Below are 20,616 nucleotides of genomic sequence, written 5' to 3'. Positions count from 1 at the left end.
CGGCCCCTCTCCCCATCCAGCTCCTGAATCGAGTTGATCACGCAAATTTCTGACAATCAATCAGATTGTGCTGTGAGATAAACACCACCACCAATGTCGGGCGACCGCACCAAGTGGTCAGGGTAAGGCGCCTGCACCCTCGGTCATTTGTGCGGCGCATTATTTCGTCCGATGAAAACGTCGAGTGAAACGCCCACCTGAAAAATCCAGGGCTGGATCCGCTAGTTTCGTGAGGACTGATAGGCCGAGGCGGTTGCGCCAACTGCTAGGACTGTCTCCGAAAAACCTGGGACGGGCTCGGAATAGCCTCGTTATGAACTGCCGCGGGTTTGCCGAGGCTCCAACTCTTGGGCGGATGGAGCCATGATAAGCAAGACGACGAACAATTTTGTCTGAAGGTCTGGGCCGGATAATTCTGGATCGCGCCAACAAGCTCCCGTCGCGGTGGGCGGCGGCGACCTCGCGGCCAAGATCCGCTGCGCGCCGCAGACGCTGCGTGACTGGGCCAAGAAGGTCGAGTGGTTCAGGCCTCTCGACTTTGACCGATCGACTCCAAAAGCCAATCCGCTCTAGCTATTGAGCTGCGGCGGCTTGAAGTCCGGGAAGCGCGTCAGCATTGCGGTCTTGACGAACTTCAGGTGCGCAATGCTGGTCGCCAATTCCTTGAGCCGGCGCTGGCCGTTCGAGATGTCGGCCGCAAAAAGGTCCTGGTGGTGATTGTCGAGCGCCTCGCGCTCGAGATACTCGTCGGTGCCGTTTCCGAAGGTGACGGATGCACGCGCAAGTGCGTCGTCGACACGCCGGTTGAGGCCGGCCTGCTCTCTCTCCGCTTCCTGCAACGCCGTTTCGATCGCCGCCATGACCGCACCGATCCGCGTGCGGTCGGTCTCCGCGTCACGCTCCGCGGAGCGGGCCTTGAAACCCTTGTCCTCGCGGCGGGAGCCGAGAAGATTGTGTGCGCGCGCTCTCAGGAACAGCTGAAACATTTGGGCCATCCCCACATTCGAGATTTAGGCGGCTACCATCGGTCAGACATAGTTAACAAAGCCTAAATCAGGCGTCCGCTCCGCCTGGCTCCGTGCGATCCACACCCGCCAGGCGCCTTCGTGCTTGGAGTAGAGCTCAAGCCATCGAACGTCGTCAACCGCGGCGGCAGCCTTGCCCATGCCGGTCTCGGTCACGATTTGCGGCCTCTCTGCTGCGACATCCAGCGCTTCGAATTCCGCCGTCTCCTGCAGCGACAGGCCGATCAGAACACGATGCCCTTGCGCGTCGACGAAATACCTGCGGGGGGCGTTGTGCCGTTGATCAATCATTTGAATGACCCTCGTTCATGATCCACGGACCCGGAAGATCTTTCAGACGCCGGCCATAGCTGCAAACAAACGCAATCGAAATGAGGACGCAGATCGTCGCGCCCAGCAACGCAATGAGATACGTCATCTATGCCCACCTGCGCGCCCCGGAAAAATGGAGCGGCCAAACTTTCGCTATCAATTGTTCCGTCTTAGGCTGCCTTTCCAAAGCGCTCAAGGACGGCGACGGATTAACCTAACCGCCCATGGTTATTTCGGCGTCGTCCCGACGTCCATTCATCGGGGTGGCATGCCCTGATTACGATGGCCTCTGAGCTCGACCGGCCTCCATCGAGGCCGGAGTATAGGGTGCGTAAAGACGATATCGTGCCGATCGCCTCCACGAGCGCCACGCCCGCACACCATAGCCGCAGCAAAAGCCCGCTGCGAAAATCGAAATCAAAACCAAGACAGCCAACATCTGGAATGTTCCCACGTTTGCCGGAACGCTCCTCCCGCGCTCATTTCATCTTTTCGGTGTGTCGACTTCAAGCTCAGCACCGCTGAAACTTTTGTCAGACGAACATGAAGTTTGTGCAACGTGGTGCTTGAAGATTGGTCGGCACGCGAGGGCACCAAGCGCGGAGAAGAGGCTCTCTTTCTTCTTTTTACCAGAACTCGACGCGGCGACGCCATGAACCCTCGTTCATGACGCACATGATGACGACCGTCTTCAGCGGGCTCCAGACAGCCCGCGGCGACTGACGGAAAGCCTCCGTCGTCGGTGCGACTTCGTCGGCTCCAACCATCGCCACCGGCAGCGCAGTGCATCGGATTCGCCACGAAATACCGTGGTTATACGGGGCGTCCCGTGCCGACTTCATCGCAGTAAGGTTGAGCAGTTAGCTTAATCCGCGTTGCTTGTTGCGAAGTCTCGCCGATCGCATATCCATCTTCGCACCAGGCTCCCCCAAGCCTGGCCCCACCCAAGCAAAGCCGTCGAGCGAACATGGGTCGCTTGGCGGCTTTGTCATTGTGTCGAAGAGGATGGTTTCGGTTATGGCGCGCAAGCCCTGGTCGTTCAAGGAAGACCGCCGGCTCATGGAGCTGGCCAAGTCTTCAGCCTCGCTGGAGGAGGCGGCGAAACTTCTCGGCCGTTCGCCGGATGCGATTAAGCGCATGGCCTTGCGGCTTGGTCTTTCGTTAAAGTCGAAGACGGGAAAGAAGACGTAGGCCTCGGCAATGCGGCCACGCTCGCCGTGAGCCTTGCAGAACGATTTCCCGCGTGGCGGTGATGACGAACGACCTCAACGACAAGACCGGCAGGTCACCCCGGAGGCCTACGGTCACCTCGCAGATGCAACAATACTTTCCGGCGCCGTTACCTCGGCGGGACGGAACCAAACCCACGCTTGGAGGTTGATTCCGGTCCCACAGCGAGGTCTGGCAGTGCTCCACTTTGCCATTTCCGCGGTCCTGGTCTGGCTGGCGATCAACATCGCCTTCGTGGTGCTCCGGTTGCGGGCCACCCACCGCCCCGGCCCCTACATCCACAATTCCAGCGCCACCTATCCGGAGGCGATCCCCCTGAGCCACCGGCCCGGACGGTGAGACTCGATCGGCCGCTTTGCAGCCGATCAGCCGGCGCCTCAGGCTAGTTGCGCGTCTTCTTCTGGGACCCCATCCCGGGGCTGGTTCCATAGTTGGGGGTCCCTGTCCCCTTGAAAGCACCACCCATGCTGTCCGAACCGGAATTCGTCGCCGTGCCGCTGCGTGTGGTGGGCTGATTGCCCGCGGGCTGGTCTTTGGTCCCCTGCGCCAAGGCCACGGAGCTTCCGACGACCAACGACAGGAGGAGGAGGCTTAACGTCCTGATCATACTGCTCAACTTTCATGCTCGGGCCGCGTGACCATTGGTCAGGCAACCACTCGGTCGCCCATCCGCGCCGGTCGGCCCGTTAAACCCTATCTTAGCCCCCGCTGGCTAGGATCAATTCCCAAGATAGCGCTCAAGATAGTTCTCAAGATAATTCGCTAGCCTAGTCCCCTGCCTCTCCTGAATTCCGCCCGGACCGGATGAGACACCAGCGACCGAACCTTCCGTTTGTAGCGCTCGTGCTTGCGAGCATGATGGCGTTTGGGCTGGCGGGCCATTTTGCGGCAGAGGCAGTCATTCGCCACCAGCAGGCGCACCAGCTGAACGAGCTGACCGAGGTGGTTCTGCGCCGCTCCGAACTCGCTGTCGATTTTGCAGCGGCGAGCCTCGACGAACTCGCCAAGCGCGATCTTGCCAGCTGCGCACCGGCAGCGCTGCAAGCCATCCGGCTCCACGTCTACCAGCGCTCGGCGATCAAGGACGTCCGTCTCGTCAATCCGGACGGATCGGTGATCTGTTCGGCCTATTCCGAGACGCTCGAGTTCGACAAGGGATGGGCGGATCGTCGCGACATGCTGCCCTCGCAGGACAAGAAGCTTTCCCTGTTTCGCGTGGAGCAGTTCGGCGGCGACGCCTTGGGCGTGCTCAGGGACGTCAATCGCAGCTCCGCGCTGGTTGCCATCGTCGGCATCAACGCCAATCTGTTCGATCTCATGCCCGCCGAGCTGCGCGCGCACAGCGAGGTGATCCTCGCCTTGAGCAATGGCGAGAAGCTCGGTGAATTCCGGCTCGATGCCGACAGGCCCCTGCCAGGGCCGATCAGCTTCGAGCGGCATTCCACGCGGTTGCCGCTTCATGCCACGATCCGGCTCGAGCACGCAGTGCTCTCGAGCTGGAACAACGAGGCTTACTGGCCGGCACTCGCGGTGGCCCTTGGACTTGGTGCACTCTTCGGCATCCTGCTGGCACGCAGCCGCCGGATGGAGGGGCCGGTCGCCGATCTCGACCGCGCTCTCGCAGCCGGCGAATTCAGACCCTATTACCAGCCCATCTTCGATCTCAGGACGGGCCGGATCACGGGCTGCGAGATTCTGGCGCGCTGGGTTCGTCGAGACGGCTCGGTGGTGCCGTCCATGAATTTCATTCCGCTGGCCGAATCCAGCGGGCGCATCCAGGTGATGACCTGGCAGATCCTGGGATCCGCGCTCTCCGACCTGAAGGCCGTGCTGAGGGCGGACAAGACCTTCAAGATGTCCGTGAACGTCGTGCCCAAGCACCTGCTGAGTGCCGGCTTCATCGAAACGCTGCGCCGCACGGTCCTGGCGGCGAGAATCTCCACGCGCCAGATCGTGGTCGAAGTGACCGAACGCGACGAGCTCGACGATCTCGCACGCGCCGCTTCCGTCGTGGCCGAGCTGCGTGACCACGGCTTCCGCGTCGCCATCGACGACGTCGGTGTGGGTCATAGCGGACTGTCGCGGCTGAAGGGGCTCGGCGCCAACACGATCAAGATCGACAAGTTCTTCGTCGACACCATCACCGTGGATGCATCGACCACGACGATCGTCGAGATGCTGGTCGCGCTCGCCAAGGACTTCCGGATGACGGTCGTCGCCGAAGGCATCGAAACCGACGAGCAGCGCCGTGCGCTGATCGCCTCCGGCGTCGAAGAAGGACAAGGCTATCTCGTCGCCGCACCGCTTCCCTTCGCCAAATTCAACGAGCTCGTCGCGTCACGCCGCCATACCGCGTCCGCGGCGCCGGCCGGCGATGTCCTGGTCGCCTGACCGGATCCCGCCGGGGATGCTTTAACGATATTCTCGTCTTTCAAAGCGGGATCGCAGCCGAGGGGCTATGCTGGGCCATGCGCCGAAATCACCTCATCGCAGCCGCGGGAATCTGCCTCGCCCTTATCGTCTATGCCACCCTGGCAAGACTGGCGGGACGGCCGGCGCTGATGGGGCATAGCGAAGCCTACTGGATCGTCGTGATCGAGCGCTTCAGCGCCTATGGCCTGCTCGGCTTCCTGCTGTCCTTCCTGTTGCCCGGCCGGCTCGCTTTGGCCTGCTCGCTCGTCGTGGCCGTCGCAATGGGGCTGGAAGTCCTGCAAGCGCTGACCCCCGATCGCGATCCGGGCTTCCTCGACGTGCTGCAAAAGGCGGCGGGCGGGACCGTCGGCGTCATCCTCGCCCAGACGATCCTGGCCTTCCTGCCCCGGCCGCCAGCCTGACAATCACGGCGCTGACAATTTGTTCAGCGCCGCGGGGACATCATCCCTACTTCATCATCTGCCCGCGCAGCTCGCCGCCCGGGTTCGCAGCCGTATGGATGTTCGCGTACCATTTCCCGGCCAACAGATCGGCTGCCTGAGCGTCGGTCAGCGTGGCGCTGCCCTGGATCGGGCTTTGGACCGTCTTGAACGGCAAAGCGATGCCGGCGTTCTTGCCCGCTTCGCTCGGACCATGGAAATGAGCTCCCATCGCCGGACCAGAGAGATCGGCATAGGTGACCGTGTAGGTCAGGACTTTCGTCTGGGTATCGAATGCGGCCTCGGCCTTGCCTGAACCCGTGGAGTTGTTCGGAGGCACTTCATTGCTGCCCTTGAGGTCGGCCTGCAGCTTGACGACATCCGCATGTGACGGCGCGGCTGTGACGATCAGCAGCCCACCGAGCATCGCCATTCCCAACGAAGTCACGCCGATCCGATACTTGGCTTTCCTCATGGCATTCTCCTGCGGGCACCAAGACCCGTCTCGGTTGAAACCCCGGCTCCGGCGATATCTTCCGGAAGACGAGACTATGCCTGATTCGCGATGAGCTATCGGAGTTCCGAGCGCGAAGCGCTTATGCCGCCCCGCGCTCGCGGAACCCGGTCGGTGCCAGCAGCTCGGCCATCTGCCGGTGTGTGCTCTGGAGCGCGGCGATGGCACCGTCGAGATCGAAATCCGCGTCGCGGATCGATGCGAAGAACTTCGCCGTCAGCGCCAGGTCGAGCTTGACGCGCGTTGCGCCGTCGCGGCTCTTGCGGCGGTCGAGCGACAAATGCAGGGCGCGCATCCTGGCTTCTGCCGGCGTGCAGCCGCTGAGTGTCGCCAGCTCGTCGTAGGTCATCCAGATCTGAGGCATGTTTTCGTCCGTCCTTTACAGCGGCCTCATGCTAGCCTCGTGCACCTGAATGCTACGTTGCCGCGCCGCACGCACGGCCCGTTTCACGCGACAGCGTCAACGCAAGACTAAGATGCGGAAGGCTTCGAAGGTGCCGGGAACTGGCGCGGCCGCGAACGGCTGTCGAGGCCCTTGGGCAATTTGTCGTTGAGCTTCACGACGGCGCCGCGAGCCTCCGCGGCCGGCACCTCGTCCTGGCTGTAGATCAGCGTCACCTCGAACATCACGTCGGGCGCCTGCCTGGCCGTTCCGGAACAGGTCGCCATCGCACCGCTGCACACGCCCGCGAGCTCGACCTCGACCTCGTCCAGACCGAACACGGTCGGCGGACCATCAGCGTGGCGCCGCGTGGTCAGAACCGCCGTGAAGCGCTGCTCGTCATCGAACCGATAGGAGCCGCCATAGGTGAAGAAGCTGTCGCTGCCGGAGATCCGCCCTTCCGTCAGATGCACGATGCCCGTGCCCTGCGCGCGCGGGGTCCTGAACCAGGCCGCGTATTTGCCGTCTCTCATCATGGAAACATCCACCGTAGAATTGACCGGTATTTGCAGCCAACTGTGCGGCGCGACAATGACCGATGCGGCGAGCATTCCGCCACGGTTAACGCCCTGCAAAACCAACACATCAAATTGCCGCCGCCGCGCGAGGCGGTGCCGGCGGCGCCGTCAGAACAATTCTATGCCGTCGTCCGCAGTCTCGACGGCCTCGACCCGGCGCGAGGCGGCGGCCGATACCAGTCCGAGCGCGTGCAGGAATTCGCGATGAACGTCACGCTCGCGCTCCATCGTGTAGCGCGCGAAGAGATCGTCCAGGATCGCCTGATCCTGCAGCTCCACCTGGAGCCGCTGCGCACCCGCACTCGCCGTCTCGAGCCGCGCGGCGACCGCAGGCAAGGCCGCCGAGCTTTCGCCGAGCGTGGTCATCTGCCCTTGCGCCGAATTCATCAGCCGCTCGAATTCCGCCCCTTCGTTCACGAGCCGGCTCATCAGCTTGCCGAGCCGTTCATTGCCGGCCTCGACCTCGCGCAGCGCCACAAGGATCTGCGGCTCGAGCTTGGCAAGCTGCGTGGGGTCACCCTGCACGCGCAGCTCCTTCAGCTCATTGGCCGAGCGCTCGATGCCGTCGAGCACCGGCCGCAGGCGCCCGGCGCCCGCCGAGACCTGGTCGGCGGTCGCCTTGAGCTCGTTGGCGATAACGACGAAGGCGCTGCCACGACTGCCGAGATGGCTCGCCTTGAGGCCGGCATTCATTCCGATCAGCGTGATGTCGACCGTCGCCTCGGCAAGCCCGGCGATGGCCTGGCGAAATTTTGCCAGCGTGTCCTCGACGATCGCGAGCGCCTCGTCGACCGAGCGGCCCGCACTTTCGCAGGTGGCGATCAGGTTCGAGGCGTGCGCCAGCGTCTGCTTGATGCGCGTCAGGAACGACGAGCCGTCCTCCTCGCCGCCGAACAGCGTGCGGCCGTGGCCGGCGACGCTGCCCGCGTCGCGCAGGATGGCGGTCAGCGCGCCGACGATCCGGCCGATGTCGCCGCCGAACTCGCGCTGGGCATCCCTCAGCTGCGCGGCCTGCAAATGGCAGATCACGCGCATGCCGTGATCGCTCGTCACGGGTTCGGGGACGAGGCTCGGCGCGGTGGCCGACGCGAGGCCGAGACCGTGAGACACGTGTTCGAGACGCTGACGCGTGCTGTCGCCGGCCTGCAGCGAGATGATCGCGCTGCCGACCGCCTCGGCGATCTTCCTGGTGCTGGAGCTGGCGCGATCGGCCAGATGGCTGCTCTTGCTGCGCTGGTCGCGCAGCCCGGAATAGGCCGCGCCGAGTTCGTCGCTCTCCGACATCAATTGGGCCCGGTAGCGGCTCTCGAAGTCCTTCTGCCGGCCGGAGGCGGTGGCGACCGCTTCCGACAGGCGCTGCTGGTCGCGCGCGCAGCCTTCGATCGAGCGCTGCACCGCCTTGCCGAGATCATAGGCTTCCTGCGTGAAGGCGAGAAAGCCTTCGCGGTCGCCGTCGAGCGAGGCCGCCTCGATCCTCGCGCTGCGCGCGATGATGGTGATCATCTGGATGTGCTTGAACAGCGGCTTGAGCAGCGAAGACGCTTCCGCCGTGCTCTTGCCGATCGTCTGCAGCAGCGCGCTTTCCGCCGGCAACGCCCGCTCCAGCTCGCTCAGCCGCGCGGCGATCTCCTGCAGCGCGGTCGCGGCGCCTTCGATCTCGGCGCCAGAGAGCTCGCCCGAGAGCGTCGCCAAGCCCTGGTTCAGCTCCTGGAAGATGAGGTGACCGCGCCCGAGTTCGTGACCGACGCGCGCGAAGACGTCCTCGATGCGCGAGGAGACGTCCTCGATCGCCGCGGTCGCCTCAGCGAGCATGTTGGCCGGAACGGTGGACATGGCCATCAACCCGCCACCGCGGCGTGGCCGGCCTGATACCAGAGCATGATCTCGCGCGGGATCTGATGCAGCGAGACGACCTTTTCGACGCCGCCATGGGCGATGGCTTCCTTGGGCATGCCGAACACCACGCAGCTCTCTTCGTCCTGGGCCCGCGTCGAGGCGCCGAGCTTGCGCATCTCCAGCATCCCGCGCGCGCCGTCATCGCCCATGCCGGTCATGATGACACCGAGCGCGTTGGCGCCGGCGTGCTGGGCCGCCGAGCGGAACAACACGTCGACGGAGGGGCGATGCCGCGACACCGGCGGGCCGTCCTTGATCGCGATCTGGTAGCGCAGACCGATGCGCTGGAGCAGCATGTGCCGGGCGCCGGGCGCGATATAGGCGCAGCCCGGCAGCACCGGCTCGCCATCCTCGGCCTCCTTGACCCTGATCTGGCAGAGGCCGTCGAGCCGTTTGGCGAACGCGGCGGTGAAGCCTGCCGGCATGTGCTGGACGATGACGATCGGCGGGGAATGCGCCGGCAGCATCTCCAGAACGTCGTTGAGCGCTTCGGTCCCGCCGGTCGACGCGCCGATGCAAACGATGCGCTCCGTCGTCGGCCGGACCCTGCCCTGCACCGGCGGCGGGATGATGGCGTCGGCGGTCAGCTTCTTCTCGATGGCGCGACGTTCCGCGCGTGGGCGCACCCGCGCGCGCGCCGCCGACTTCACGGCCTCGCGCAGCCGCGTCGAGCATTCGAGCAGCGCCTGCCGCGTGTCGATCTTCGGCTTCGGCACGATGTCGACCGCACCGGCTTCGAACGCCTCGAACATCACGTTCGAGCCTTCCTCGGTCAGCGACGAGCAGATGATCACCGGGATCGGTCGCTGCGCCATGATCTTGCGCAGGAACGTCATGCCGTCCATGCGCGGCATCTCGAGGTCGAGGATGATGACGTCGGGAATCTCGTCCTGGAGACGACGCGCCGCCACGAACGGATCGGAGGCCGTCGCCATCACCTCGATATCAGGGTCGTCGTTGAGGATCGTCTGCAGGATTTGGCGCACCGACGCCGAATCGTCCACGATCAGTACGCGAACTTTCTCCTTCGGCATCTGGTGTGGCTCCAATCAGACCTGGAAAATCGTCGGCTGAACTTGCTTCAGATCCGGGACGGAACTGTGAATCATCGATTCCGAATGCCCGACCAGCAAATATCCACCCGGCCGCAAATGGCTGCAGAGCTGCTGGACGACCTTGCGCTGGGTCGGCTTGTCGAAATAGATCAGGACATTGCGGCAGAAGATGATGTCGACGTCACGATCGACGGGATAGGACGCGTCCATGAGGTTCATCCTCATGAAATGAGTCATGCGCCGCAATTCCGGCACCACCCTCACCTCGCCGCGCGACTTGTCCCGCGACGACAGGAAATATCGCTTCACGAAGGGCTCCGGCACCGGGGCGACCACGTCCCTTGTGTAGATGGCAGTCTTGGCGAGGCGCAGCACGGCGGTCGAGATGTCGGTGCCGAGGACGCGGTACTGAAAGCGCGAGCCGTTCCGCGTCATGTCGTCCAGCACCATCGCGGTCGTGTAGGCTTCCATGCCGGTGGAGCTTGCCGAGCTCCAGATCTTCAGGTTCGCATTCTTGCGTCCATGGGACTTGAGCAAGGCGGGGATCGCGACATCGCGCAAGAAGGTGAAGTGCTGCGGCTCCCGGAAGAAGTCGGTCTTGTTGGTCGTCACCACATCGATGAGATGCGTGAGCTCGGTGTCGAAATGATCGGCCTCAAACAGGTTCTCGACATATTCGTTGAGGTCGGAGAAATTCAGCGCGCGCACGCGCTTGTGCAGCCGCCCCTCCAGCATCAGCCGCTTGCCCTGCGGCAGCTTGATGCCGACCTGCCCCTCGATGAGCTCGGCGATGGTCCGGAAGTGCCGGTCCGACAGATGGACGGCGGTATCCTGCACGGCGGGCATCATGGATGCCGGCTCCAGTCACCAACGGTCGCTTGCACTGAATGTCGGGCCATCCTGGCCATCTGCAATCCTACGCTTCTACTGGAAGAACGGGGGCGGATCGGCAGGCTCTTGGCTGCGCGCCGATCCGCCGCGACACGTCAGCGCTGGAAGTCGGCGTCCCGATCGTCCTCGCCGTCGTTCATGTCGAAGGCAAAGCCACCGCCGCCGGCGACCTTCACGGCGCGCGCCGGCTTGGCCGGCACGACCTTCTTCGCCGGACGCTCGGCAGCCGCCATGGTCACCGCCTTGGCGCGCAGCTGGCTCACCGCCCGGTCGATCTGCGCCGGCGCCTGGCTCCTCGCGCCCTGCTCGATGCGGAAATAGGCGATCGTGGACTGCAGCTGCTCGGCCTGCGAGGCGAGCTCTTCCGAGGTCGAGGACACCTGCTCGGACGCGCTGGCGTTCTGCTGGCCGACCTTGTCGAGCTGCTGGATCGCCTGGTTGATCTGAGCCGAGCCGACGTCCTGCTCGCGGCAGGCCGCGGTGATCTCCTCGACGAGCTCGGCGGTCTTCTTGATGTCGGGAACCAGCTTGGAGAGCATCGCGCCGGCCTCCTGCGCCACCTTGACGGTGTCGGTCGACAGCGTGCCGATCTCGGCCGCCGCAGCCTGGCTGCGTTCGGCGAGCTTGCGCACCTCCGAGGCAACCACGGCAAAGCCCTTGCCATGCTCGCCGGCACGCGCGGCCTCGACCGCCGCGTTGAGCGCCAGCAGGTCGGTCTGGCGCGCGATCTCCTGCACGATCGTGATCTTCTCGGCGATGGTCTGCATCGCGTTGACGGCCCGGCCGACGGCTGCGCCGGAGGCTTCGGCATCCTTGGCCGATTGCGCGGCGATCTTCTCGGTCTGGTTGGCGTTGTCGGCGTTCTGCTTCACGTTGGAAGCCATCTCCTCCATCGAGGAGGACGCTTCTTCGGCGGACGAAGCCTGCTCGGTCGCGCCTTGCGAGAGCTGCTCGGCGCTGGCGGAGAGCTCCTGGCTGCCGGCCGAGACGTTCTGCGCCGCCGTCAGCGCTTCCGACACGATCTGGCGGAGCTTCACAACCATGCTCTCGAGCGCAAGGCCGAGCGTGTCCTTGTCCGAGAGCGGCTTGGCTTCAACCGTGAGGTTGCCCTGCGCGATCTCGTTGGCGAGGGCCGCGGTTTGATTGAGGTTCACCGTCATCGCATTCAGCGACTTGATCAGATCTCCGATCTCGTCATTGCTGGATGAATCGATCTTCTTGCTGAGATCGCCGATCGCGACGGCATCGGCCAGCCCGACAGCGTGCGCCAGCGCCCGGCTGATATTGAGGGCGATCCAGACCGCGGCGACCACGGCGATGACCAGAGATGCGGCCACCAGCGCCAGCAGCATGGTGATCGCCTTGCTGCCTTCGTGCCGCGCCTCGGCGCTCTCCTCGGCCATCGCCTTCTTGACGTAGTTGATGTAGTCGTTCGCCGCGTTCAGGGCCAGCGTCGTCGACTTCAGCCCCTCGTTCATCGAGTGCTCGGCGGCCTTGACCTTATCCTGCTTGACCATCCTGATGGTTTCGTCCTGCACCTTGTTCGACGCGGCATAGGTGCTGGCGAAGGTATCGATCATCTTCCTGCCGGCCTCGCTCGCGCCGGCATAGACCTCATCCTTGATCTTCAAGGCAGTCTCGCGAAGCTGCGCGATCTGGCTGACGAACTTTTCCTGGTCCGCTTCGGTCGCCGCGAGGATCGTGTTCTTCTCCGCGCGGACCTGAAGAAGCACGCTCTGCTGCAGGTCGCCGACCTTGGCGAGACGGGCTGCCCGCGCCGACAGGTGCTCGGTTGTATTGACCGTATCGTTGAGCTTCAGATAGGCGACCGCGCCGGCGATCATCGAGAGCAGGATGACGACGCCGAATGCGCTTGCGAGCTTGGCCTTGACAGTGAATCTCATGGTCTATCTCATCGGTTCTAATCGGGTTTATTCACTTGGCAACGCATTACGCTCTTCAATTCACGCGGCGCGGAATGCATCCGCATCGCTTCCTTCCGGGATCTCGTCATGTGCCATCAACTTGGCGAGATCGAAAATGATGACGAACTTTTCACCCTTGCGTCCGATGCCGGCCGCATAGTCGGACTGCCACTTGCCACCGACCTCCGGCACGGGCTCGATCGCCTGCTCGTCGATGTCGGTGACTTCGAAGACGCAATCGGCGACGAAACCGACGCCAACCAGACGGCCCTTCATCGGCACATCGAGAATGATGATGCGGGTCGCCTCGGTGGCCGACACGCTGGGCAGGCCGAGCTTGGTCCTGAGATCGACGATCGGATAGCCGCTGCCGCGGACGTCGATCATGCCGAGCAGGAAATCCGGCGCGTGCGGCAGCCGTGAGATCGGCCGCATGTCCAGGATTTCCCGGACATTGCGAATGCTGATGCCGAACGTCTCGCCGGCGAGACCGAGCGTCAGGTATTGCGAGGTTGCGGCCATGGTGCGTTCCACTCGGTCGGGTGTGTCCGGGACGTTGGTCCGGCGTCGGCCGGACCAGCTGGTTAGCGCTGGAATTCGGCGTCGCGATCGTCGTCGGCTTCGTCCATATCGAAAGCGAAACCGCCCCCACCACCCGCGACCTTCAGACCGCGCGCCGGCTTGGATGCGGGCCTTCTGTTGCCGTGGTCGGCCGCTGCCATCTTCGCCGCCTTGGCGCGGAGCTGGCCGACAGCGTGGTCGACCTGCTGCGGCGCGGCCTTGGCGCTGCGCGAGGCCTGCTCGATCCGGAAGTACGAGATGGTCGATTGGAGCTGCTCGGCCTGCGAGGCGAGTTCCTCGGAGGTCGAGGACACCTGCTCGGAGGCGCTGGCATTCTGCTGGCCGACCTTGTCGAGCTGCTGGATCGCCTGGTTGATCTGGGCCGCACCGACATCCTGCTCGCGGCAGGCCGCGGTAATCTCCTGAACGAGGTCGGCGGTCTTCTTGATATCGGGCACCAGCTTGGAGAGCATGCCGCCCGCTTCCTGGGCGACCTTCACGGTCTCGGCCGACAACGTGCCGATTTCGGCCGCTGCCGCCTGGCTGCGCTCGGCAAGCTTCCGCACTTCGGAAGCCACGACGGCAAAGCCCTTGCCATGCTCGCCGGCGCGCGCGGCTTCGACCGCGGCGTTGAGAGCGAGCAGGTCGGTCTGGCGCGCGATCTCCTGGACGATGGTGATCTTCTCGGCGATCGTCTGCATCGCCTGGACCGCACGGCCGACGGCAGCGCCGCTGGCCTCGGCGTCCTTGGCCGACTGCGCCGCGATCTGCTCGGTCTGATTGGCGTTGTCAGCATTCTGCTTCACATTGGAAGCCATCTCCTCCATCGACGAGGAGGCCTCCTCCGCGGACGAAGCCTGCTCGGTCGCCCCTTGCGAGAGCTGCTCGGCGCTGGCGGAGAGCTCCTGGCTCCCGGCCGAGACGTTCTGCGCCGCGGTCAGGGCCTCGGAAACGATCTGCCGGAGCCTCTGCACCATGGTTTCGAGGGCAATGCCGAGCTTGTCCTTGTCGGAGAGGCGCTTGGCCTCGACCGTGAGATTGCCGCGCGCGATCTCGTTGGCAACTTCTGCGCTGGCGTTCAGGCTCGCGATCATGCGCTCGAGGGCGATTCCCAAAGTGTCCTTGTCGGAAAGCGGCTTGGCCTCGACGGCCAGATTGCCTTGCGCGACCTCGTTGGCGATCGCCGCAGTCGCGTTGAGATTCGCGGTCATTGCATTCAGCGACTTGACGAGGTCGCCGACCTCGTCGTTGCTCTGGACCTCGATGGTCTGGCTGAGGTCGCCGATCGCGACCGCGTTGGAAAGACCCACCGCGCGGCCGAGCGAACGGCTGATCGAGATCGAAATCCAGACGGCAGCTCCGACCGCGATGACCAGCGACACGCCGATCAGCGTCATCAGCATGAACTGTGCCTGGTGCCCTTCCTCTTTCGAATGAGCGGCCTGCTCGGCCATCTGCGTCTTGGTGTTCTCGACATAGACGCCCATCGACTCCATGGCGTCCGCGACCACCTTGCGACCCTCGTTCATCGAACGCTCGGTCGCTTTCGCCTTGTCGGTCTTCGCGAGCCGGATGGTCTCTTCCTGATACGCGTTCATCTTGGCGTAGACGCCGGCGAAGCTATCGAGCAGCTTTCTGCCGGCCTCGCTCGCCAGAGCATGGACTTCATCCCGCGTCTTCGTCGCGTGCTCGCGACGCTTGGCGGCGTCGGCGGCGAACTGTTCCGCTTCGGCCTCGGTCCCCAGAATGGCATTCTTCTCCGCCCGGAGCTGGAGCAGGATGTCCTTCTCGATCTGGGTGGCCTTTTCCATGCGCTTGGCGCGCAGGACCATGCTATCGGCCGTCGCCATCATGTCGCCGAGCTTCATGTACGCAACGCCGCCGGCGATCATGGACAGGACGATGACCAGACCGAATGCGCTGGCCAGCTTTGCTTTAACTGTGAATCTCATCCTCGAAGTCCTTCGCGTTCGGCCCGGCGTGATCTCGGGAGAAGCGCTTCACTGCGCTTCTCCCCAGGAAGAATGTTAGCGTTGAAACTCGGCGTCGCGGTCGTCGCCGCTGTCATCCATATCGAAGGCGAAGCCGCCGCCGCCGGCGGCCTTCAGGGCCCGTGCCGGCTTCGCTACCGGCGCTTTGCCGCGACGATCGACCGTGGCCATCCTGGCCGCCTTGGCGCGAAGCTGAACAACGGCCCGATCGACTTCCTGGGGAGCGGCCACCGACTTGCGTGCGGCCTCGTCGATACGGAAGAAGGAGATCGTCGACTGCAGCTGCTCGGCCTGGGAGGCCAGCTCCTCGGAGGTCGAGGAGACCTGCTCGGATGCGCTGGCGTTCTGCTGGCCGACCTTGTCGAGCTGCTGGATCGCCTGGTTGATCTGCGCGGAACCCACGTCCTGCTCGCGGCAGGCCGCCGTGATCTCCTGAACCAGCTCCGCCGTCTTCTTGATGTCCGGCACCAGCTTGGAGAGCATCTCTCCGGCTTCCTGAGCTACCTTGACGGTCTCGGTCGACAGCGTGCCGATTTCGGCGGCGGCGGCCTGGCTGCGCTCGGCGAGCTTGCGCACTTCGGAGGCGACCACCGCAAAGCCCTTGCCATGCTCGCCGGCGCGGGCGGCTTCGACGGCCGCGTTGAGCGCGAGCAGGTCGGTCTGCCGCGCGATCTCCTGCACGATCGTGATCTTCTCGGCGATGGTCTGCATCGCGTGAACGGCACGCCCGACGGCGCTGCCGCTGGATTCGGCGTCGCGCGCCGACTGCGCGGCAATCTTCTCGGTCTGGTTGGCGTTGTCGGCGTTCTGCTTCACGTTGGACGCCATCTCTTCCATGGACGACGAGGCTTCTTCCGCCGAGGAAGCCTGCTCCGTCGCGCCTTGTGACAGCTGTTCGGCGCTGGCGGACAGCTCCTGGCTGCCGGCAGATACGTTCTGGGCGGCGGTAAGCGCTTCCGACACCACCTGACGGAGCTTCTCGACCATTGCATTCAGCGAGCGAACGAGGTCGCCGATCTCGTCGTTGCTCTTGACGGCGATCGTCTGGCTCAGATCGCCATTTGCGACGGAACCGGCAAGATTGACCGCGCGAGACAGGCCGCGGCTGATGCTGAGGGCCATCATGATCGCCGACGTCGCGCCAAGCAGCAGCGACAATCCGATGACGCTGATCAGCAGGATCTTGGCCCGACCGGCTTCCTGCACGGAGGCCGCCGACATCTCCGTCATCTGCTTCTTCACGAGCGAGATGTACTCGCCCGAGGTCGCGATGGCCTCCGCAGCGTTCGCCTTTCCTTCGGTTGCCGCCATCGCCGTCGCTTTGATATTGCCGCCGTCCTTGACGATCTCGACCGCACGCGAGACGACATTGAAGAGACGGTCCGTCTGAGTGACAATGCTCGTCGGCGATAGGCCGACCGCGGAAAGGGGAGCGACAGCCTGCTTGACCGCGGCCTTGAGCGCGTCGTCCTCCTGCGCGATCGCCTTGATCGCGGCGTTCAGCTCTTCCATGCTCGAGGCCGAAAACGACAAGGCGACCTGCCGCTGCAGGCGGACACCTTCCAGCCTGATGGCGTTGTTCGCCAGAAGCGCGCTGCTCTTCTCGGTCGATGGCGGCAAACGGTTCAACTCGACGAGGGACGCATCGAGAGCGTCGTTCCACTGCTTCAGAACCGGCACGCCGTCGGACGACCACAATTGGGCGCCGCGATAGTTCGAGTTCTTCAGGGCATGGACGAGCATCGCATCCTCGCCGGCGTTCATCTTGTCGTAGGCCGCCGAAAACTTGTCCAGCAACTGCCTGCCGAAATCGGACGCGGTGGCCTTGATCTCGCTGAGGAGACGATTGGCATCGGAGCGATATTTCTTGATGTCGTCGACCAGCTTCAGCATTTCCGCGTCAGTGGAGGCGAGGATGATGTCGCGCTCCGCCCTGGTCTGATAGAGCACGTTGTTCTGCAGCTCGCCGGCCTTGTCGATGCGCGCGGCGCGCACGACGAAATCCGCGGACACCTCGACCTGATCCGCGAGTTTCAGATAGGCCAGCCCGCCCGTAAAACCCGACAACACGATGATCGCGCCGAACGCGCACGCCAGCTTCGCCTTGATCGTAAATCGCATTTGAGCCCCCAAGCCCACGGTCCTCGAGACCGATTTTCAGTTCAAGATGCGTTCCATGTTCGGAACGATGACAAACTCTTCACGCCACTTCGCAATGAAGCGAATGAACTCCGGCTTCCAGTGCATGCCGACGCGCGGCGTCTGCTGTACGTCGGTCTGCGAGATTTCGGTGACCTCGTAGACCTTGTCGGCGGTGACCCCGACCAGAACCGGCTCACCGTCCAGCTCGAGCTCGATGACGACGATGCGCGTGTCGGCGGAGTCGTCGAGCTGCGGCATGCCGAAGCGGATGCGCAGGTCCGCGAGCGGAATGACGTTGCCGCGCACGTTGATCACGCTGGGAACGAAGGCCCGCGCGCCGGCGACCTTGGTCACGGGAACGGGGTCGATGATCTCGCGGACGAGGCCGGCATCGAGAGCGAATTTTTCCTCGCCGAGACCGATCATCACGACCTGCATCGCGCCCGTCTGACGCTCGCCAGTCAAACCATCGTTCATCACGCCGCCTCGCTGATGTGCTGCTTTTCGACCTTCGACTGCGCCAACGCGACGAGCTGGGCGACGTCGAGGATCAGCGCCGCCGTGCCGTCACCCAGGATCGTCGCGCCGGAGAAGATCGTGACGTCCGAGTGCAGCTTGGAGAGCGACTTGATCACGGTCTGGTGGTTGCCGATGATCTGGTCGACGACGAGACCGACGTGGGTCTCGCCGGTCGAGATGATGATGGTCTTCTGGTGCTGGTCGGGCGCACCGGAGGCGGTCATGATCTCGCGCAGCCGGAGGAAGGGCACGAGATTGCCGCGCACGTTGAGGAAATTGCGGCCGCGCGAGCGTTCGTCCTCGGCGGTCAGCTCGATGCATTCCTCGACCGCGGACAGCGGGATGATGTAGCGGCCCTCGCCGACGCGGATCAGGAGGCCCTCGATGATCGCGAGCGTCAACGGCAGGCGCAGCGTCACCGTGGTGCCCTGGCCGGGCCTCGTCGAGAGGTCGATCGAACCGCGCATGTTCTCGATGGTGCGCTTGACCACGTCCATGCCGACGCCGCGGCCGGACAAGGCCGAGATGGTTTGCGCCGTCGAGAAGCCGGGGTGGAACAGGAATTGATGGATCTCGTGATCGGTGAGCACGGCGCCAGCGGCGATCAGCCCCTGCTCTTCCGCTTTCGCACGGATGCGCGCGGTATTGAGGCCGCCGCCATTGTCCTTCACGGTGACGAGCACCTGCGCGCCGGAGTGAACGGCGGCCAGCTCGATGCGGCCCTGCTCGGTCTTGCCGTTGGCGGAGCGCGTGGCCGTATCCTCGATGCCGTGATCGATGGCGTTGCGGATCAGGTGGACCAGGGGATCGGCGAGACACTCGATCATGGTCTTGTCGAGCTCGGTGTCCTCGCCCGTGGTGACGAATTCGACCGGCTTCGAAAGATCGCGCGACAGGTCGTGCACCAGGCGGCGGAAGCGGCCGAACAGCGAGCCGATCGGCACCATGCGCGCACCCATCGTGGTATCGCGCAGGGACGAGGCGAGACGTTCGATTTCCTCGGCGATCATCTTGATCGAGAGGTCGGAGCCGGACGAAGCGAGCTGGCTCAGGCGCGCCTGCGCGATGACAAGCTCGCCCACGCGGTCCATCAACTCGTCGAGGCGCTCGGCCTGGACGCGGACGGTGGCAATGCCGCGATCCTGCTTGGCCTCCTCGCGGCGCGCGGGCGCCGCCTCACGCTTGATCTCGGGTTTCGATTCGGATGCGGCTTCGGATTCCGTCTTTGCGGCGGGCTGTTCGACGACGGGCGCGGGCTCGACCACCGGCGCAGCCATCTCGGAGACGAGCGGCTCCTCGTCGAGCAACTGGAACAGCGGCGTAGGCGCGGGCGCCTCGGCCTGCGCGAGCGGCGAGAGCGTCAGCTTCATCTCGTCCTGGACGAACATGAAGACGTCGTCGATCGCGTCCTTGTCGCAGACCGCGTGCAGCTTGACGTCCCACTTCAGATAGCAGTCTTCCGGCTCCATCTCGTCGAGCAGCGGAATGCCGTCGGTGACGGGCACGACGAAACAGGGACCGAGCTTGCAGAGATCTTCCAGCAGGTCGAGCGGGTTCGAGCCGTTGCGCAGGATGTGTGATTCGAATTCCAGGTACAGGTGCCAGCCGGCCTGCTTGCTCTCGGCCGGGGCCAGCGGCGGCGCCTCGGCGATCGCGACGACCGCAGCGGCAGGCTGGTCGGCCGTGACGAAGCGCTTGAGGTCGTCGAGGATGGCCTCGCCGATGACGTCGTCGGTCGACTGGGGATCCTCGATCAGCGCGCGGATATAGTCCTTGGCGGCGAGCGCGACCGAGATCAGCTCCTGCGTCGGCTTGATCTCGCCCTTGCGGACGCGGTCGAACGCGGTCTCGAATTCGTGGGTGAAGGAGGCGACCTTGTCGAAGCCGAACATGGCGCCCGAGCCCTTGATCGTATGCAGGGCGCGGAATGCGGAATCGACCAGTTCGCGGTCGTCGGGACGCAGGCCGAGATCGAGCAGGGCTCCTTCAAGAACTTCGAAGAGCTCGGCGGCTTCCTGACGGAAGATCTCGGTCGGGTCCATCGCGCTCATGCGCGCACCAGCTTGCCGACCACGGCCAGCAATTGCTCGGGCTTGAAGGGCTTGGTGATCCAGCCGGTGGCGCCGGCGCTCTTGGCTTCCTGCTTCACCGTGTCGTTGGATTCGGTCGTCAGGAACACGATGGGCATGCCGACCGCGCTCGGCAGCTTGCGCAGCGCCCGGATCAGCTCCAGCCCGTTCATGACGGGCATGTTGAGGTCGGTGATCACGAGATCGAGCTTGCCGGCCTGCGCCTTGGCGAGCCCTTGCGCACCGTCGCCGGCCTCGATCACGCTATGACCGGCCGGCTCGAGCACGACCTTGATCATTTGCCGGATGCTTGGGGAATCGTCGACCGTGAGAATCGTGGCCATTAGGTGCCATCTTTCTTTTGCGGGAAATGCTGATCGATCATCGCCTCGCTGGCGAAGCCGGCGCGGCGAAGGGTGTTACGCAGAGACTGGGAGAAGGAGGTGAGGACCACCGGGCGGCCTTGGGCCTCGCCCGTCTTGGCGGTCGACAGCAGAAGCTGGATCGAGGTGACGTCGGCCTTGTCGACGTTCGAGCAGTCGATCTCGAGCCGCTGCTGGCGGCCGAACGCCTCGCGAATGAGATCATAGACACTGCGAATGGCCGCTATGCTGCAATCGGCGGGCAACCGCAACGACCACTTCGGCTCCGTCGGATTGAGCGCCATCGCTGCC

At 64.3% G+C, this 20,616-nt stretch carries 20 protein-coding genes; 4 read left to right on the top strand and 16 right to left on the bottom strand.

Annotated features, from left to right (window positions below; genetic code table 11):
- Nucleotides 1-569: 569 nt before the first annotated feature.
- Together XH83_RS07695 and XH83_RS07690 are read right to left on the bottom strand one after the other, a co-directional pair.
- Nucleotides 570-986 (bottom strand): hypothetical protein, encoded by a 417-nt coding sequence (locus XH83_RS07695; protein WP_194406418.1) that lies wholly within the window; start codon nucleotides 984-986, stop codon nucleotides 570-572.
- 42 nt (nucleotides 987-1,028) lie between these two features.
- Nucleotides 1,029-1,316 carry a hypothetical protein gene (locus tag XH83_RS07690; RefSeq protein WP_194406417.1) on the bottom strand — a complete coding sequence of 96 codons (288 nt, stop codon included), beginning with the start codon at nucleotides 1,314-1,316 and terminating at the stop codon, nucleotides 1,029-1,031.
- A 1,038-nt stretch (nucleotides 1,317-2,354) separates the two neighbouring features.
- On the opposite strand from XH83_RS07690, the gene XH83_RS07685 reads away from it, so the two are divergent.
- The 4 genes from XH83_RS07685 to XH83_RS07670 all read left to right on the top strand — a co-directional run bounded on the left by XH83_RS07685 (nucleotide 2,355) and on the right by XH83_RS07670 (nucleotide 5,401).
- Nucleotides 2,355-2,528, top strand: coding sequence for a hypothetical protein (locus XH83_RS07685; protein ID WP_194406416.1), 174 nt, complete (start codon nucleotides 2,355-2,357; stop codon nucleotides 2,526-2,528).
- Nucleotides 2,529-2,744: 216 nt separating this feature from the next.
- Nucleotides 2,745-2,906, top strand: a complete 162-nt coding sequence (locus XH83_RS07680) for a hypothetical protein (RefSeq protein WP_194406415.1) — start codon at nucleotides 2,745-2,747, stop codon at nucleotides 2,904-2,906.
- Nucleotides 2,907-3,371: 465 nt separating this feature from the next.
- Nucleotides 3,372-4,958: an EAL domain-containing protein gene (locus XH83_RS07675; protein ID WP_194406414.1), complete on the top strand. Its 1,587-nt coding sequence runs from the start codon at nucleotides 3,372-3,374 to the stop codon at nucleotides 4,956-4,958.
- A 77-nt stretch (nucleotides 4,959-5,035) separates the two neighbouring features.
- On the top strand, nucleotides 5,036-5,401 hold the full coding sequence (locus XH83_RS07670; protein WP_194406413.1) for a VanZ family protein: 366 nt from the start codon (nucleotides 5,036-5,038) through the stop codon (nucleotides 5,399-5,401).
- Nucleotides 5,402-5,447: 46 nt separating this feature from the next.
- Here XH83_RS07670 and XH83_RS07665 read toward each other — a convergent pair whose 3' ends face one another.
- The 14 genes from XH83_RS07665 to XH83_RS07600 all read right to left on the bottom strand — a co-directional run bounded on the left by XH83_RS07665 (nucleotide 5,448) and on the right by XH83_RS07600 (nucleotide 20,609).
- Entirely contained in the window at nucleotides 5,448-5,894 is a 447-nt protein-coding gene (locus XH83_RS07665; protein WP_194406412.1) for a CHRD domain-containing protein, read from the bottom strand.
- A 121-nt stretch (nucleotides 5,895-6,015) separates the two neighbouring features.
- On the bottom strand, nucleotides 6,016-6,297 hold the full coding sequence (locus tag XH83_RS07660; protein WP_194406411.1) for a hypothetical protein: 282 nt from the start codon (nucleotides 6,295-6,297) through the stop codon (nucleotides 6,016-6,018).
- A gap of 107 nt (nucleotides 6,298-6,404) precedes the next feature.
- Nucleotides 6,405-6,851 carry a hypothetical protein gene (locus XH83_RS07655; RefSeq protein ID WP_194406410.1) on the bottom strand — a complete coding sequence of 149 codons (447 nt, stop codon included), beginning with the start codon at nucleotides 6,849-6,851 and terminating at the stop codon, nucleotides 6,405-6,407.
- A gap of 150 nt (nucleotides 6,852-7,001) precedes the next feature.
- Entirely contained in the window at nucleotides 7,002-8,726 is a 1,725-nt protein-coding gene (locus XH83_RS07650) for a chemotaxis protein (protein ID WP_194406409.1), read from the bottom strand.
- A gap of 5 nt (nucleotides 8,727-8,731) precedes the next feature.
- Nucleotides 8,732-9,823: a chemotaxis response regulator protein-glutamate methylesterase gene (locus tag XH83_RS07645; protein WP_194406408.1), complete on the bottom strand. Its 1,092-nt coding sequence runs from the start codon at nucleotides 9,821-9,823 to the stop codon at nucleotides 8,732-8,734.
- Nucleotides 9,824-9,838: 15 nt separating this feature from the next.
- A complete protein-coding gene (locus XH83_RS07640) occupies nucleotides 9,839-10,693 on the bottom strand; it encodes a protein-glutamate O-methyltransferase CheR (protein ID WP_194406407.1) in 855 nt (284 codons plus the stop codon).
- Nucleotides 10,694-10,830: 137 nt separating this feature from the next.
- On the bottom strand, nucleotides 10,831-12,639 hold the full coding sequence (locus tag XH83_RS07635) for a methyl-accepting chemotaxis protein (protein WP_194406406.1): 1,809 nt from the start codon (nucleotides 12,637-12,639) through the stop codon (nucleotides 10,831-10,833).
- Between the two features lie 60 nt (nucleotides 12,640-12,699).
- Nucleotides 12,700-13,182 (bottom strand): chemotaxis protein CheW, encoded by a 483-nt coding sequence (locus tag XH83_RS07630; RefSeq protein WP_194406405.1) that lies wholly within the window; start codon nucleotides 13,180-13,182, stop codon nucleotides 12,700-12,702.
- A gap of 62 nt (nucleotides 13,183-13,244) precedes the next feature.
- Nucleotides 13,245-15,173 carry a methyl-accepting chemotaxis protein gene (locus tag XH83_RS07625; RefSeq protein ID WP_194406404.1) on the bottom strand — a complete coding sequence of 643 codons (1,929 nt, stop codon included), beginning with the start codon at nucleotides 15,171-15,173 and terminating at the stop codon, nucleotides 13,245-13,247.
- A gap of 75 nt (nucleotides 15,174-15,248) precedes the next feature.
- Nucleotides 15,249-17,333, bottom strand: coding sequence for a methyl-accepting chemotaxis protein (locus tag XH83_RS07620; RefSeq protein WP_194406403.1), 2,085 nt, complete (start codon nucleotides 17,331-17,333; stop codon nucleotides 15,249-15,251).
- A 36-nt stretch (nucleotides 17,334-17,369) separates the two neighbouring features.
- The gene (locus XH83_RS07615) at nucleotides 17,370-17,831 is read right to left on the bottom strand and encodes a chemotaxis protein CheW (protein ID WP_194406402.1); all 462 of its coding nucleotides are present in this window, start codon (nucleotides 17,829-17,831) and stop codon (nucleotides 17,370-17,372) included.
- A complete protein-coding gene (locus XH83_RS07610) occupies nucleotides 17,831-19,924 on the bottom strand; it encodes a chemotaxis protein CheA (protein ID WP_194406401.1) in 2,094 nt (697 codons plus the stop codon). The genes XH83_RS07615 and XH83_RS07610 overlap by 1 nt, the downstream gene beginning before the upstream one ends.
- Nucleotides 19,921-20,286 (bottom strand): response regulator, encoded by a 366-nt coding sequence (locus tag XH83_RS07605; protein WP_018317043.1) that lies wholly within the window; start codon nucleotides 20,284-20,286, stop codon nucleotides 19,921-19,923. Before XH83_RS07605 ends, XH83_RS07610 begins: the two co-directional genes overlap by 4 nt.
- Entirely contained in the window at nucleotides 20,286-20,609 is a 324-nt protein-coding gene (locus XH83_RS07600; protein ID WP_194406400.1) for a lipid asymmetry maintenance protein MlaB, read from the bottom strand. The genes XH83_RS07605 and XH83_RS07600 overlap by 1 nt, the downstream gene beginning before the upstream one ends.
- Nucleotides 20,610-20,616 lie beyond the last annotated feature (7 nt).

The sequence above is a fragment of the Bradyrhizobium sp. CCBAU 53351 genome (assembly GCF_015291745.1).
Classification (GTDB): Bacteria; Pseudomonadota; Alphaproteobacteria; order Rhizobiales; family Xanthobacteraceae; genus Bradyrhizobium.
Note: the sequence above shows the minus strand (reverse complement) of the source record. Positions and strands in the feature narration are given on the sequence as shown.

Excerpts from the sequence above, each read along its gene's own strand:
- XH83_RS07695 (WP_194406418.1), bottom strand. The coding sequence starts at position 986 with ATGTTTCAGCTGTTCCTGAGAGCGCGCGCACACAATCTTCTCGGCTCC.
- XH83_RS07690 (WP_194406417.1), bottom strand. The coding sequence starts at position 1,316 with ATGATTGATCAACGGCACAACGCCCCCCGCAGGTATTTCGTCGACGCG.
- XH83_RS07685 (WP_194406416.1), top strand. The coding sequence starts at position 2,355 with ATGGCGCGCAAGCCCTGGTCGTTCAAGGAAGACCGCCGGCTCATGGAG.
- XH83_RS07675 (WP_194406414.1), top strand. The coding sequence starts at position 3,372 with ATGAGACACCAGCGACCGAACCTTCCGTTTGTAGCGCTCGTGCTTGCG.
- XH83_RS07670 (WP_194406413.1), top strand. The coding sequence starts at position 5,036 with ATGCGCCGAAATCACCTCATCGCAGCCGCGGGAATCTGCCTCGCCCTT.
- XH83_RS07665 (WP_194406412.1), bottom strand. The coding sequence starts at position 5,894 with ATGAGGAAAGCCAAGTATCGGATCGGCGTGACTTCGTTGGGAATGGCG.
- XH83_RS07660 (WP_194406411.1), bottom strand. The coding sequence starts at position 6,297 with ATGCCTCAGATCTGGATGACCTACGACGAGCTGGCGACACTCAGCGGC.
- XH83_RS07655 (WP_194406410.1), bottom strand. The coding sequence starts at position 6,851 with ATGATGAGAGACGGCAAATACGCGGCCTGGTTCAGGACCCCGCGCGCG.
- XH83_RS07650 (WP_194406409.1), bottom strand. The coding sequence starts at position 8,726 with ATGTCCACCGTTCCGGCCAACATGCTCGCTGAGGCGACCGCGGCGATC.
- XH83_RS07645 (WP_194406408.1), bottom strand. The coding sequence starts at position 9,823 with ATGCCGAAGGAGAAAGTTCGCGTACTGATCGTGGACGATTCGGCGTCG.
- XH83_RS07640 (WP_194406407.1), bottom strand. The coding sequence starts at position 10,693 with ATGATGCCCGCCGTGCAGGATACCGCCGTCCATCTGTCGGACCGGCAC.
- XH83_RS07635 (WP_194406406.1), bottom strand. The coding sequence starts at position 12,639 with ATGAGATTCACTGTCAAGGCCAAGCTCGCAAGCGCATTCGGCGTCGTC.
- XH83_RS07630 (WP_194406405.1), bottom strand. The coding sequence starts at position 13,182 with ATGGCCGCAACCTCGCAATACCTGACGCTCGGTCTCGCCGGCGAGACG.
- XH83_RS07625 (WP_194406404.1), bottom strand. The coding sequence starts at position 15,173 with ATGAGATTCACAGTTAAAGCAAAGCTGGCCAGCGCATTCGGTCTGGTC.
- XH83_RS07620 (WP_194406403.1), bottom strand. The coding sequence starts at position 17,333 with ATGCGATTTACGATCAAGGCGAAGCTGGCGTGCGCGTTCGGCGCGATC.
- XH83_RS07615 (WP_194406402.1), bottom strand. The coding sequence starts at position 17,831 with ATGAACGATGGTTTGACTGGCGAGCGTCAGACGGGCGCGATGCAGGTC.
- XH83_RS07610 (WP_194406401.1), bottom strand. The coding sequence starts at position 19,924 with ATGAGCGCGATGGACCCGACCGAGATCTTCCGTCAGGAAGCCGCCGAG.
- XH83_RS07605 (WP_018317043.1), bottom strand. The coding sequence starts at position 20,286 with ATGGCCACGATTCTCACGGTCGACGATTCCCCAAGCATCCGGCAAATG.
- XH83_RS07600 (WP_194406400.1), bottom strand. The coding sequence starts at position 20,609 with ATGGCGCTCAATCCGACGGAGCCGAAGTGGTCGTTGCGGTTGCCCGCC.